The following is a 12,307-nucleotide window of genomic DNA, read 5'->3' as shown; positions in this document are numbered from 1 at the left end:
TCGAACCCTATGAGGAAGAGCAGCAATCGAACGGCACCTGGAGGAGTGCAATGGAACGGCAAGTGTTCCCCGTGGGGCAGAGCCAGCCCCCGCTATCCGGTTTGATCGAAGAGCGGCCTTGGGCGCCCGGCGCCCTTCCGTCGCAGCAGGCGGAGCGAGACGCCGCGGACGCGATGGGCAGGGTCGTGTCCTTGTCCTTTCTGCATGGGCGCCACGGCCGCTGCCACATTCCCGAATTGCCGGAACTCGACCGCGCCTTCGTCAACCCGGCCGCCGTGTTCGCCTCCCCCGGCGATATCCTGCGCCATCCGCTCCTGACCATCGACAGCAAGCGCGAGATCCTGTGGCGGTGGGCCTGGGACGAGTATCTGATCGACCTCGCGGAAGGGGAAGGAATGCCTGCGAGCCAGCCCTCGCGCCTGCCGGAGGTCAAGGCGGCGTTGAACCTCCTGAACCAGGAGAGAAGCCCCGATCCGGCTGCGCCTGCCGCGTTCATCATCCATGACGGGCGCGATGCGTCGTCCCTGGCCGCGTGAGCCACGACGGGGATGCAGCAGGGCTGCGCCCCCGGCCGTTCCCGAGAGCCGGTGCGGTGCGATGTCGGAGACACGAAGATCCCGTCGCCTGCGGACCTGCCTCCTGGACACACGGCAACTTTTCCCTGCTCAGCTCGAACCCGGTGGCAGAACACCGGTTGCCTCTCTACCCTATGGGGCCTTCGACCGATTCATGTGGAACGGAGGGGCTGTGAGGAGCAGAGCTTGGACGACTATCTCGACCAATTGAGGCGGAGCCTCGAACAGGATCTCGGCCTGGTTCCATCCGACAAGGCACGGGCCCGGCCTGCTGCGAAGGATGGCGTGTCGCTGATCATCACCAAGGAGCAGCGAGCGCAATTGCGCGAGAGAGGCTTCACTGAGGAGGAGATCCGCAACATGACCCCAGCCCAGGCCCATCGGCACCTGGGAATCGCGCATCCGGACGAGTGAATCCGGTTTCGCGTTCCCGCCATCGACGGTGCATTCGAGCCCCCTGACTGCAGGATCGTCGGTTTTCGAGACCTGCCACGCGAACCGAATCTGCGGCTGAAAGCTTGTTCTCCAAGGCAAGAGGCACGATCTCAGTATGCCTTGGATGAAAAGCGGCCCATGACAGTCCATTTCCCGTTCAACAACACCTACGCCCGGCTGCCGGATCGGTTTTACGCACGGGTGGCGCCCACGCCTGTCTCGGGACCGAAGCTTATTCGGCTGAACCGCGAGCTTGCCGTGCAGCTCGGCCTCGATCCTGACCGGCTCGCCAGTCCTGAAGGCGTGGAATTCCTGTGCGGCAGGCGCGTGCCGGAGGAGGCCGAGCCCATCGCCATGGCCTATGCCGGGCATCAGTTCGGACATTTCGTGCCGCAACTCGGCGATGGCCGCGCCATTCTCCTCGGCGAGGTGGTCGACCGGGATGATGTCCGCCGCGATATCCAGCTCAAGGGCTCCGGGCCGACCCCCTTTTCGCGCCGTGGCGACGGCCGCGCGGCGCTGGGGCCCGTGCTGCGCGAGTACCTCGTCAGCGAGGCGATGGCGGCGCTGGGAATTCCCACGACGCGTGCGCTGGCCGCGGTACTGACGGGGGATGTCGTCGCGCGCGAGATGCCGCTCCCCGGAGCGGTTCTCACCCGTGTCGCCTCGAGCCATGTCCGGGTCGGGACGTTCCAGTTCTTCGCGGCCCGCCAGGATGTGGAGGGACTGCGCCTGCTGGCGGACTACGTCATCGGCCGCCATTACCCGCAGGCCGCCGGGAGCGACCGGCCTTATCGCGCGTTCCTGGACCTGGTCATCGCCGCTCAGGCGGATCTCGTTGCGCGGTGGCTGCATGTCGGCTTCATCCACGGTGTCATGAACACCGACAACATGTCCGTTGCGGGTGAGACCATCGACTACGGTCCCTGCGCGTTCATGGATGCTTACGATCCAGCCACGGTCTTCAGCTCGATCGACCAGCAGGGCCGCTACGCCTATGGCAACCAGCCGCGCATTGCCCTGTGGAACCTCACGCGGCTGGCGGAGGCGCTTCTGCCGCTCCTGTCCGACGACGAGGAAAAGGCGGTTGCCGAGGCGAACGAGGCGCTCGGTGCGTTTCCTCGGGAATTCGAGACCGCCTACCATGAAGGGCTCAGGCGGAAGATCGGATTGGCAACAGAGCGGGAGGAGGACCCGGCGCTGGCGGGAGATCTTCTGAAAGCCATGGCCGAGAACGGGGCGGACTTTACCCTGACGTTCCGGCGGTTGAGCGATGCAGCGGCCGGCCCTGAAGGCGACGAGGCCGTCAGGAACCTCTTCATCAATCCCCTTGCCTACGATGCCTGGGCCGTGCGGTGGCGGGAGCGGCTTGCTCAGGAGCCGCAGGACGGGGCAAGCCGCCGAGCGGCGATGCGGGCCGTCAATCCGGCCTTCATTCCTCGCAACCACAGGGTCGAGGCTGTCATTCAGGCGGGCCTCGAGCACAACGATTTCGCACCTTTCGAGGAGCTGCTGGCGGTCGTTTCCAAGCCCTACGACGACCAGCCTTCCCTTGCTCGCTATGCGGAGCCGCCGGAGCCGCACGAGCGTGTCCTGCGGACATTCTGCGGGACGTGAGGCGGCTGCGAGCCGTCCGGCGGGAAGGTAATCACTCGAACCGGAGGAACGCCTCTTCGCCGGAGGCGTTCAGTCCTCTTCAGGACACGCGGCACGGACTCGAAGGTGCAGCCCCGGGGGAGACAGCTTCATGAATCAGCTTATCGCGTCGATTGCGTTCGTCCTCATGGCCGTGTCCGCTGCTTGGGCGCAAGCTCCGGCAACTCCCGGTTCGCCTCCGGCCACTGATCCTACCGAAGTCGGACAAACCGGCGGCATCACGGACTACTGGTGGATCATCCTGCTGGTGATCATCGTCATCGGCGCAATCTGGTACTTCTCGCGCCGGAACAGGCGGACATAGGAAAGCAGGTCCTGCAAGGGTGGGCGAGGCGCATCCGGGCCAGGGCGGAAGCAGCATGAAGTCTCGATTTCCAAGGGGGTAGCATCATGCATCGCCTTGTCCGTTCCCTCATCGTCGCCGCAGCATTCACCCTCATGAGCTCATCCGTCCATCCCCTGGCAGCCTTCGATCGGATCGTCGTCTTCGGAGACAGCCTGTCCGACAATGGCAATGCCGGACGGGCCTCGAACGGACCGGTCTGGGTCGAGCATCTGGCCGAACGGTTCGGCCTGACCCTGAAACCGAGCCGGACGGGCGGATCCAACTATGCCGTTGGCGGGGCCCGTCTCGACCCACGGTCCGGCAACACCAGCCTGCGGGCGCAGGCCAGCGCGTACCTGCAGGGGTCCAGGGCGCGCGGGTCGACGCTTCACATCGTGTATGGCGGGGGCAACGATCTGCTGGCGACCGTCGGCCAGCCCCAGGCTCATCGGATCGTGGACGCCGCCGTCGCCTCCCTGAGGAGTATCGTGGCCGATCTGGCAGGCGAGGGCGCGACCGATATTCTCGTGCCCAATCTGCCGGCCGTCGGGATCACTCCGGCGGTGCGCGCCCATGGCAGGCAAGCCGTTGAGGCCGCGAACACGCTCGCGGCACATTTCAACAGCGCCCTGGATCGGGCCCTCTCCGAATTCGCCGGCCGGGCCGGCCTGCGTTTGCACCGCCTCGATGTGTGGCAGATGGCGGAGCGGGTGGTCAGCGATCCCGCAGCCGCAGGCTTCACCGACATTGCCGCCCCTTGCGTTCAGAACCGGCGCTGCGAAGGGCACCTGTTCTGGGATGGCATTCATCCGACAACGCAGGCGCATCGGCGTCTGGCGGAGGCCGCCATCCGGGTGCTGGAGGCGCAATAGAGCGGGAAGCGCAGGAGGGCCGGGAGGCGCCTTCGCCAGCTTTTCTGCGGATGCCGGGCCGCAACCGGCCCTGCGCCTCGAAGTTCCTCTCGGGTCGATAGGAAACAAGTTTCGCGGCCAGCATTGATATTCAGACAGGCACATAGGAGCGATCATGACCCAGGAAAAAACCGGTCCGGATGCAACACCCCGCATTGGCCTCGATCTGGGCCGTCAGGTGCTCGAAGGCCCGGGTGGTGGCGGCCGGGAGGAAAACACGGGTGCGAGCGAGGAGATGATCCGCCAGAAAGCCTATGAGATCTGGGAGAGGGAGGGCCGCACGGGCGACCCGCAGGATCATTGGTACAGGGCGGAGCGCGAGCTGAGCGACGCCGCGCAGGAGCGCCCGGCGGCAACCGTCGAGGATGCGCCTCCCGTGGCCGCCGTGAGCGCGAAGGAGGCGGTCAGCGATCAGCCCGCCGAAGAGGCCACGAAGCGGAAGAGGACCCAGAGGAAGGGCTGAGCCGGCGGCGGGAAAGCCGGCCGCCTGCGCCCGAACGGTTCAGGTCCCGAGATGGGCGCCGGCGGCCGCCAAGCCGGCCTCCGCCTCCGAGACGGAAATCGCGCCCGGCTTGAGCTTCTCGCGCACCATCCTGGCGCTCAACTCGACGAAATAGGCATTGGCCGGAACCGGTACCCAGTGGAGGCGGCCGAGCAGCACGATCTCGCCGTTGAGATAGTCGGTCTCGACGGAGCCGGCTCCGCGGGCGAGACTCTGCGTCGTCGAGCCGCCCGAACGGTCGACGCCCGGAATCGGCTGGTAGCGCATCAATTGCTCGCGGCGCGGATCGGAGGCCCCGATATCCCGCCAGGGGATTCCGGCCGCCGCGAAGACTGCTTCGGCCTCGGCGCGGAGCAGGGCGCCGAAGTGCTTCAGGTCCGCATCCAGGCCGAGCGCGGCTTCGAGGATGTTGCGGAGGTTGAGCAGCAGCTTGCCGTACTTGCTCTGCATCACGTCGGGCGTGACGAAGGCGGCGATGTTCGCGGCCTCCAGGGCCTCGGCGAGAGCGGTGTCGTGCCTGTTGCTGCCTCCCGGATAGCGTCCGATGTCGAATATGCCGTGACGCGGGGTCGAGAAGGCGCTGACCTCGCCGGGAGCCGAGATCGTCGCCGGCATCATGACGGTCACGCCATGGACCTCGGGGAAACGGCGCAGGGCCAGGCGCTCGTTGGTGACGCCGTTCTGAACGCAGAAGATCGGCTGCTCGACGACGCCCGCGGCACGAAGCCGTTCCAGGGCGGCGAGGGTGTCCTGCGTCTTCATCGTCAGCAGGATCGCGTCGTCCGCACGGAAGTCGATCTCGGCGGGATCGGACACGCATGGAAAATGGGCTCGCGCGGTCCGGTCGGGCGACCGCAGCAGCAGGCCGTCGGTTCTGATCGCCTCGAGCTGAGCGCCGCGGGCGATGCCGATCACCTGCTGGCCGGACAGCGCGAGGGCCGCCGCGACCGTGCCGCCGATTGCGCCGACGCCATAGACGATGATCCGCATGATGTTTCCCCCTGAGTGCCGGTGCCGTCGGGCCCGAAGTTGGGCCGCTGCCCCTCATAGCGCGCCGGATGCCGTTTCGGAAAGGGAGCTTGTCCTTGCGTGGGATCTTCCTGGATTCCCGGCCGTTAGGATCCGGTGGGCATCACCCGGAATCCTGACACGACAGGAGCCTGCTGCCTGGCAGCGGGCTTTTTGCTTTCCGGTTTTCGTTCGACACTGAGGAGGATTGGCATGAGCCGCGGATTTCCATCCATGACCGCCCTGTTGGGCCTGCTCGCGATTGCGGGATACCAGAACAGGGACAAGCTTGCCGAAATGCTCGGCGGGCAGGGTTCGAACGGCCCGGGGGGCCAGGGCCCCGGCGGTCAGCAGGGCCACCAGCAGCAGGGAGGGCTGGGCGGCCTCCTTGGCGGCCTGGGCGGTTTAGGCGGCCTGGGCGGCATGGCGGGCGGCGCAGGTGCCGGCGGATTGCTGAACGGCGGCCTCGGCGAGTTGGTGGAGCGCTTCAAGCAGAACGGCCAGGGCGAGGCGGCGGAATCCTGGGTCGGACACGGACCCAACAAGGAGATGTCGCCGCAGGAGCTCGAACAGGCCATCGGCCCCGACGTGCTGGACGACCTGTCCCAGCGGACCGGTCTGCCGCGGGACGAATTGCTTGCGAGGCTCTCGCGGGATCTGCCCAAGGCGGTCGACAGCTACACGCCCGACGGACGGCTGCCCGCATAGGACGGCTTCCGCCGCTGCCGACGGGGGCGGCGTCGGGCTGCAGGTCCTGATCGGCCCTCGCGGCCCGGCTCCTGCCGGAACGGCCTCGGCGCCATGGCGTTCCCCTCCGAGGAGGATGCCATGCCGACGAAACTGCCAGACGAGAGACAGGTCCGCGAACCGGGGTCGATGGAGCTCGACCCCGCGGGCGAGGGCATCGCCGTTGAGGAAACGCGGCGCCTGATCGCCTCCAGCAAGGTCGAGGGCACTCCGGTCTTCAACCGGACCGGCGAGGAGCTCGGAACCGTGTACAACTTCATGGTCGACAAGGTCTCGGGCCAGGTCGCCTATGTGGTGATGAGCTTCGGCGGCTTTCTGGGGATCGGCGAGAGCTATCATCCGCTGCCCTGGCGCTCGCTGACCTACGACACCCGGCTGGGCGGCTACGTGGTCGACATCGACAAGGACCGGCTTGCCGAGGCTCCGCGCTACGGGGCCGACGAGGATCCGTTCACCGACGACGAGTACGGCGCGAGGGTCGACGCCTATTACAGGACCACACCCACCGCCTGAGCGAAGAGAATTCGGCAGCACGGGCCGCGGCCCGGGACGTGAGTCATGACCAGGCATCACATCGGCTTCGGCGGCAGGCGTGTCGGTCTGCCGCGCTCGCGTGCCCTTCGGATCGGGCTCGGCGTTGCGCTCGTGGCGGCGGGCTTCGTCGGCTTCCTGCCGATCCTGGGATTCTGGATGATCCCTCTGGGCGTGGCCATTCTCTCCATCGATCTGCCGCTCGCGCGCAGGCTTCGCCGCAGGGTCGTGGTGTGGTGGGAGCGACGCCGCCGGCCGCGTCCGGTCCGGACGCCGATGCGCCGCTAGAAGCGGCTCCGAGCGGCAGGCGGCTTGCCGGCATGGCGCTCATGCAAAAAGAACACTCGCGCTTCCCGGCCGCGACGGGATAAGGCGTCTCTTCACCTCGTCCGAATTCCGCTCTAGTTATCAGAGCGATAGGCGAGAGTGTGTTGGAGCACGTGTGGCGTGAATATGGGCGGGGATCAGTTCTTTGCGATCGGGATTTTGGCTGTGGCCCTGGCTCTGGGCCTGGGGCTGCTCTTCCTGATCGTTCTTCTCGGGCGAAAGCTGTGGGCTTGGATGACCGGTGCGCGCCGGCCGGCGCGTGACGAACCTCCTTCGAACCCGGCTCCGGCCGCTGCGGGCGACGGGGCCTACGCCCCCTCGCTCCTTGCGTCGGACCTCTACGCGATCCGATCCAACCTCAATGCCGTTTCCCGGCAGATCGAGGATCTGGAGCGCAAGCTCCGGCTCGGCTCATCGAATGCCAGCGTCATCGGCTTGAAGCGCAAGTAGTCCGCTGCCGTCCCGAAGGCGCCGGACGCCGCCGACCGGCCTGACCCGCGCCCATCTCCGCCGGCTGCCCAAGCAGCCGCCCCTCCCCACAAGGGGGAGGGAGGGGCCCGGGCCATGAACGGCAAGGGCGTGGAGAGCCGGTCCGCTCGCGGCGCCTGGGGCCTGCGCCGGCGACCGGGTCAGGTGCGGTTGATCGAGACCCCGCCATCGGCCAGAAGGGCGGCCCCGGTCGTGAAGCTCGACGCGTCGGACGCGAGGTAGAGCGCCGACCGGGCGATCTCCTCGGGGCGCGCCCGCCGCTTCAGCGCGTGGAGACCTTCCACGAAGGCCCTCGCCTCCGGCGTGCTGACCCAAGCCTCGGCCATGGGGGTGTCCGTGCCTCCGGGGAGGAGCGCGTTGACCCGGATGCCCTTGGGGCCGAACTCGGCCGCCAGCGATTTCGTGAGCCCGATCAGCCCGGCCTTGCTGGCCGCGTAGGACGCCACGCCCGGCATCCCGACCGTGTGGCCCACGAAGGTCGAGGTGAAGATCAGCGAACCGCCTCCACGGTCGAGCATGGCCGGGATCTGGTGCTTCGCGCCCAGGAAGGCGGCGGTGAGGTTCACCGCGAGCGCCTCGTTCCAGCCCTCCAGCGAGACCTCGGGCGTCGGGCCCATTTCGCCGTTCGTGCCGGCATTGTTGAACGCGATGTCCAGCCCCCCGAAGGCATCGACCGCCGTCTCGACCAGGGCGCGGGCAAGCCCCTCGTCCCGCACGTCGCCCGCGACCGCGACGGCCCTGCCGCCCGCCTGCTCGATCTCGGCGACGAGCGCGCTCAGCCCGTCGGCCCGGCGCGCCGCCACCACGAGGTTCGCGCCCTCGCGGGCGAAGAGTTTCGCGGTCGCGTAGCCGATCCCGGAGCTCGCGCCGGTCACGATGGCGGTCTTGTTCATGAGTGTCGTCATGGATGGGTTCCTCTTTCGCATGGGCCCGATGCCCGGGAAGGAGATCCCAAATGGCGGCCTGCGGCGCGACCCGTTTCCGGCGCCCGATTTCTGTGGCGCAGCCGAACGGGGCGGACCCGCCGATGAGACGGGCCGCGGGCGGGCAGGGGCCTCCGGCCCACGGCGCCGGGGGCGCGCACGCGTCCGCCACCGCTTGCCGGTGGATCGCCCCATCGCCCCGTGCTAAGCCTGACCGTAGAGCCGGGCGCACCCGGCTTCGGGGCGTCAGAACCTCAACCTGAGCGGTCGGCATCGACCGCAACGATGCCTCCTCACCTTTGGGTCGGGGAGGTGCTGTCGTATGTCCAGGGCGAAAGCCTAAAGGGCAGTACGGTCGTCTCAGGCGACTTCTGAACTCCCCGGCCACCAGGAGGGCTCCTGGTGGTCGTCTCACCGGAGGAGTTCGTCATGGACCAGCCCTACAGCGTCATTGCCGATTGGCTCTCGAAGTTTCACACCTGGCCCGAATTCATTCAAGGAATGTTGCTCGTCGCCGTGCCGGTGACCGTGCTGGGGGTGACATGGCTCGTGATGCGGGGCCTGCGCGACCTCGCCGCCGTGTGGCGCGGGCGAGGGGAGGCGACGCTCTACGGCGTCTCAAGAACTTGGCCCGGCCCGCCACTTACTGATCGCGGAGGGTGGAATTACCCTGTAACCATGCCTTTTTCTCCTAGGAAACCTTGGCGCTCAATTCCCGGCCTCAAGCAGGTTATGCGTGTCTAACCACGCCGCCGCGCCTAAATATATCACAACCTATGCGACAGCAAACTGTTAAAAAGCGCAATTTAGGCTTGAAATTAGTATGGGTCTGGGGACAATCATCCTCCAACATACCTAAAGCTGGAAATGGCCATAGCCACAGAACAAATAAGTATCGAAAGTCTCTCCAGCAATGCGCTTCTACAAGGACGGACCATCAATACCTGACGAACGTAATTACCCAGGCCCTTGCGCGAAGCGGGATTCGCTGATTCCCTGCTGGGATGGGCCGCAGCGATCTTGAACGTCTGAGCAAGGAAGAGCTGATTGAGCTGGTGCTGCGGCTGCAGCGCCCACCGAAGACCTCGCGCACCTCCTCCAAGCCGCCCGCGACCGATCGCAAGGAGCGGCGTGATCAGGCCAAGCCCGGGGGCGCCAAGCCGGGCCATGACGGGCACAGCCGCGCCATGAGCCCGGATGTGGATCGCCTCGTCGACCATCAGCCGGACCACTGCCCATGCTGCCGGACCAGGCTGGCGACCGATCTTCCGACCGAGACCGTGAGCGAACACGACAGGATCGAGCTGCCCGCCATCAAGCCGTGGATCGAGCGCCATCGGCGTCTGGCGGTGCGCTGTCCGTCCTGCGGGACACAGGTTATCGCCCCCGTGCCAGAAGCGGCCAAGGGCACGCCGTTCGGGCCGCGCATCCATGCCATGGCGACCTATCTCAAGACCTTCCAGGCTCTGTCCTACGAGCGGCTGCAAAGCGCATTCGCCGACCTGTTCGGCCTGACGCTCAGCCAGGGCGGCCTGATGAACCTGCTGCGCCGGGCACAGGGGCGCTTTGCCGAGGGCCGGGCCCGGGCGGTGGCCGCACTGCGGCAAGCCCGGGTCGTCGTTTCCGATGAGACCGGCGTCCGGATTGAGGGCTCGAACGCCTACCATTGGGTGTTTCGCTGCTCGGAGGCGGTGGTCCATCACGCCGCGCCGACCCGCGGTGCCATCGTGGTCCGGACCGTGATGGGCGGACACCGGCCTGAGGTCTGGTGTTCCGACCGCTACAGCGCGCAGCAGGGCCATGCGGACGCCCACCAGGCCTGCCTGGCTCATCTCGCCCGCGATGTGGCCTATGCCGATGAGGCAAGCGCGGATGTGCTGCCCTCCCGCCTCAAGCTGTGGCTGCACCGGGCCTTTGCCCTGGCGCAGGAAGTCGCAACCCTGGCCGCCTCGACCCTGGCTCGCAAGCGCCGGGCCCTGGAACGCAGTCTGGACGATATCCTGGCCGCGCCGACCTCCTGTGATCTCGCCCGCGCCCTGCAGAGCAAGGTCCGGCGCGCTCGCGATCAGCTTCTGACCTTCGCCCACTGGTCCGGCCTGGTTGAGGCGACCAACAACGCCTGCGAGCGCGCGCTCCGACCGGCCGTGATTCAGCGCAAGGTGACCAACGGCTATCGGGCCATGTGGGCGGCTGAAGGCGAAGCCGCCGTGCGCACCGTCGTCGATACGGCTCGGCTCACACCAGGTGCCACCGTCTTCGGCACCATTCTCGCGACCGTCAGCGCCTGAAACCAGCCCCAGCAACGCCGTGGGTAATTACGTGGCCTGTATCTGAATGGATAGATCGAAATTCTAAGAGGCTTGCGACGGAACATCTTGAGCTTTTCGAAGCTCTCATACTGAAATGCATCCATGCGCTTCGGGAGAGGCTGCCCGAAAGCAAGTCTAGCATCGTGCGCGGAAGCGGAGCACGCGACTGGTCGTCTGAAGCAATCAATTCCCGCGCAGGAAAAATCGCAGAGGCGCTATTTTCTCATCCCCATAAGAATGAATTGAAGGCGGGGAAAGGCTTCCCGGCTAGCTGGCTCAGCCTTGTAAATGAGATGCTCCTTTTGGAAGGAGATGCACGTTGCCACGTACTTTCCATCCTTAGCTATAATTTGGTCTGGTTTCATATTATCGATCCTAAATGGACTGAGGCAAATCTGATTTCGAGGTTGGAGAAAGGCCCAACATCTGAACGAGAAGCGATCTGGGACGGATTCTTCTGGGGAGCTAGGTTTCCTAATTCTAAGTTGTTTGAGAGATTAAAGCCGAGCTTGCTGCGTCTTGCACGGAATTCGGAATTCCGAGGCCTGAGTAAGGGGTATGAAAACGTACTTTGCAGCATGCTTTTAAGCGGCTGGGCGTCCAAGCAACAATCTGGAAAGCGTTACATCTCAAATGCAGAATTGTATGAGGTGATCTTGCATTCCAGCGACGAGTTCAGGTCTCAAATGCTTTGGCAGGTGGAGCATGTGTCAGAACTTGGAGCGCATAGTGTGCATAAGACGCATACGGACAGATTGATAGAGTTTCTCAAAGATGTCTGGCCGCGCCAGAAGTCTGTTAAGACGGCCTCCGCATCTGTCCGGCTTTGTGACTTAGCGTTTTCTGATGCTAAGAATTTTCCAATCATAGCTGATATCGTGCTGCCGCTTCTTACGACAATTGACCGAGAGTATCTGTTCCTTCCTAATCTCAGACGCTCCAAAGACAATCTTGCTGACCTTTATCCAGAAAAAGTTCTGGCGATTTTACATGCAATCCTCCCAGACAATGTGGCTGCTTGGCCCTTCGCAACGGAAGCGACGCTCCGGCGCATACGTGATGGAAATCCGATTCTTCGTAATGACGAGAGGCTACTAGAATTGCTTCGCAGATGGAATTCTCGGTAGAAGATTGTTGCTCTACGTGTATCACGCCGGCTAGCAACGCGGCATGTGCTTTATGTAAGCTAAGTTACTGATATGAAGTTCATATTTTAATCGTAACACAAAGATGAGTGCATATAATAGCCCTTCGATGTGGCGACGGATACGATGCGAAGGGCCGAATGCACCGAACGCGTCATCTGACCTTTCTTTTGGCTCACAGATAGCTGGGTGGCCTTCTTCATAAGCTCTCAGCGCAGCTTCAGCTGCATCTTTATTGCTTCATGCAGGATAAAGCGTAAGCACTCGGCGTGGGCCCTCTTGTGAGAGTGCTGTTTACACGTGACGTTCTGACCTTAAGGCTAGCTTTAAGGTCAGTAGATCAATGAAGATCGAAGTTCTCGGCACAGAGCGCCGGCGGCGCTGGAGCCTCCAGGACAAACTCCAGATCGTGGACGAGACGATG

General features: G+C 64.9%; 15 protein-coding genes. 13 read left to right on the top strand and 2 right to left on the bottom strand.

Going from position 1 to position 12,307, the window contains the following annotated elements; genetic code table 11:
* The first annotated feature begins 50 nt into the window (after positions 1-50).
* From ACFOYU_RS23100 to ACFOYU_RS23075, 6 genes are all read left to right on the top strand, one after another.
* Positions 51-536, top strand: a complete 486-nt coding sequence (locus ACFOYU_RS23100; RefSeq protein ID WP_377035379.1) for a hypothetical protein — start codon at positions 51-53, stop codon at positions 534-536.
* 225 nt (positions 537-761) lie between these two features.
* Positions 762-989, top strand: a complete 228-nt coding sequence (locus ACFOYU_RS23095) for a hypothetical protein (protein ID WP_377035378.1) — start codon at positions 762-764, stop codon at positions 987-989.
* Between the two features lie 159 nt (positions 990-1,148).
* Positions 1,149-2,627: a YdiU family protein gene (locus ACFOYU_RS23090; protein ID WP_377035377.1), complete on the top strand. Its 1,479-nt coding sequence runs from the start codon at positions 1,149-1,151 to the stop codon at positions 2,625-2,627.
* Positions 2,628-2,757: 130 nt separating this feature from the next.
* The gene (locus ACFOYU_RS23085) at positions 2,758-2,970 is read left to right on the top strand and encodes an LPXTG cell wall anchor domain-containing protein (protein WP_377035376.1); all 213 of its coding nucleotides are present in this window, start codon (positions 2,758-2,760) and stop codon (positions 2,968-2,970) included.
* 86 nt (positions 2,971-3,056) lie between these two features.
* The gene (locus ACFOYU_RS23080) at positions 3,057-3,863 is read left to right on the top strand and encodes an SGNH/GDSL hydrolase family protein (RefSeq protein ID WP_377035375.1); all 807 of its coding nucleotides are present in this window, start codon (positions 3,057-3,059) and stop codon (positions 3,861-3,863) included.
* Between the two features lie 154 nt (positions 3,864-4,017).
* Positions 4,018-4,365 (top strand): DUF2934 domain-containing protein, encoded by a 348-nt coding sequence (locus ACFOYU_RS23075; protein WP_377035374.1) that lies wholly within the window; start codon positions 4,018-4,020, stop codon positions 4,363-4,365.
* A 39-nt stretch (positions 4,366-4,404) separates the two neighbouring features.
* Here ACFOYU_RS23075 and ACFOYU_RS23070 read toward each other — a convergent pair whose 3' ends face one another.
* Entirely contained in the window at positions 4,405-5,394 is a 990-nt protein-coding gene (locus ACFOYU_RS23070; protein WP_377035373.1) for a ketopantoate reductase family protein, read from the bottom strand.
* A 231-nt stretch (positions 5,395-5,625) separates the two neighbouring features.
* Here ACFOYU_RS23070 and ACFOYU_RS23065 point away from each other — a divergent pair, with 231 nt between their 5' ends.
* The 4 genes from ACFOYU_RS23065 to ACFOYU_RS23050 all read left to right on the top strand — a co-directional run bounded on the left by ACFOYU_RS23065 (position 5,626) and on the right by ACFOYU_RS23050 (position 7,467).
* Positions 5,626-6,120, top strand: coding sequence for a YidB family protein (locus tag ACFOYU_RS23065; RefSeq protein WP_377035372.1), 495 nt, complete (start codon positions 5,626-5,628; stop codon positions 6,118-6,120).
* Positions 6,121-6,240: 120 nt separating this feature from the next.
* Positions 6,241-6,672 (top strand): PRC-barrel domain-containing protein, encoded by a 432-nt coding sequence (locus ACFOYU_RS23060; protein ID WP_377035371.1) that lies wholly within the window; start codon positions 6,241-6,243, stop codon positions 6,670-6,672.
* Positions 6,673-6,717: 45 nt separating this feature from the next.
* The gene (locus ACFOYU_RS23055) at positions 6,718-6,978 is read left to right on the top strand and encodes a PGPGW domain-containing protein (protein ID WP_226740778.1); all 261 of its coding nucleotides are present in this window, start codon (positions 6,718-6,720) and stop codon (positions 6,976-6,978) included.
* A 204-nt stretch (positions 6,979-7,182) separates the two neighbouring features.
* Positions 7,183-7,467 (top strand): hypothetical protein, encoded by a 285-nt coding sequence (locus ACFOYU_RS23050; RefSeq protein ID WP_226740780.1) that lies wholly within the window; start codon positions 7,183-7,185, stop codon positions 7,465-7,467.
* A gap of 179 nt (positions 7,468-7,646) precedes the next feature.
* Here ACFOYU_RS23050 and ACFOYU_RS23045 read toward each other — a convergent pair whose 3' ends face one another.
* Positions 7,647-8,411 (bottom strand): SDR family oxidoreductase, encoded by a 765-nt coding sequence (locus ACFOYU_RS23045; protein ID WP_377035370.1) that lies wholly within the window; start codon positions 8,409-8,411, stop codon positions 7,647-7,649.
* A 447-nt stretch (positions 8,412-8,858) separates the two neighbouring features.
* Here ACFOYU_RS23045 and ACFOYU_RS23040 point away from each other — a divergent pair, with 447 nt between their 5' ends.
* The 3 genes from ACFOYU_RS23040 to ACFOYU_RS23030 all read left to right on the top strand — a co-directional run bounded on the left by ACFOYU_RS23040 (position 8,859) and on the right by ACFOYU_RS23030 (position 11,865).
* Entirely contained in the window at positions 8,859-9,173 is a 315-nt protein-coding gene (locus tag ACFOYU_RS23040; RefSeq protein WP_377035369.1) for a hypothetical protein, read from the top strand.
* Positions 9,174-9,433: 260 nt separating this feature from the next.
* The gene (locus ACFOYU_RS23035) at positions 9,434-10,717 is read left to right on the top strand and encodes an IS66 family transposase (RefSeq protein WP_377035368.1); all 1,284 of its coding nucleotides are present in this window, start codon (positions 9,434-9,436) and stop codon (positions 10,715-10,717) included.
* A 164-nt stretch (positions 10,718-10,881) separates the two neighbouring features.
* Positions 10,882-11,865, top strand: coding sequence for a hypothetical protein (locus tag ACFOYU_RS23030; protein WP_377035367.1), 984 nt, complete (start codon positions 10,882-10,884; stop codon positions 11,863-11,865).
* Positions 11,866-12,307 lie beyond the last annotated feature (442 nt).

It is taken from the genome of Microvirga sp. GCM10011540, from assembly GCF_042650665.1.
Lineage (GTDB): Bacteria > Pseudomonadota > Alphaproteobacteria > Rhizobiales > Beijerinckiaceae > Microvirga > Microvirga lenta.
This window is presented reverse-complemented; position numbering and strand designations above follow the sequence as displayed.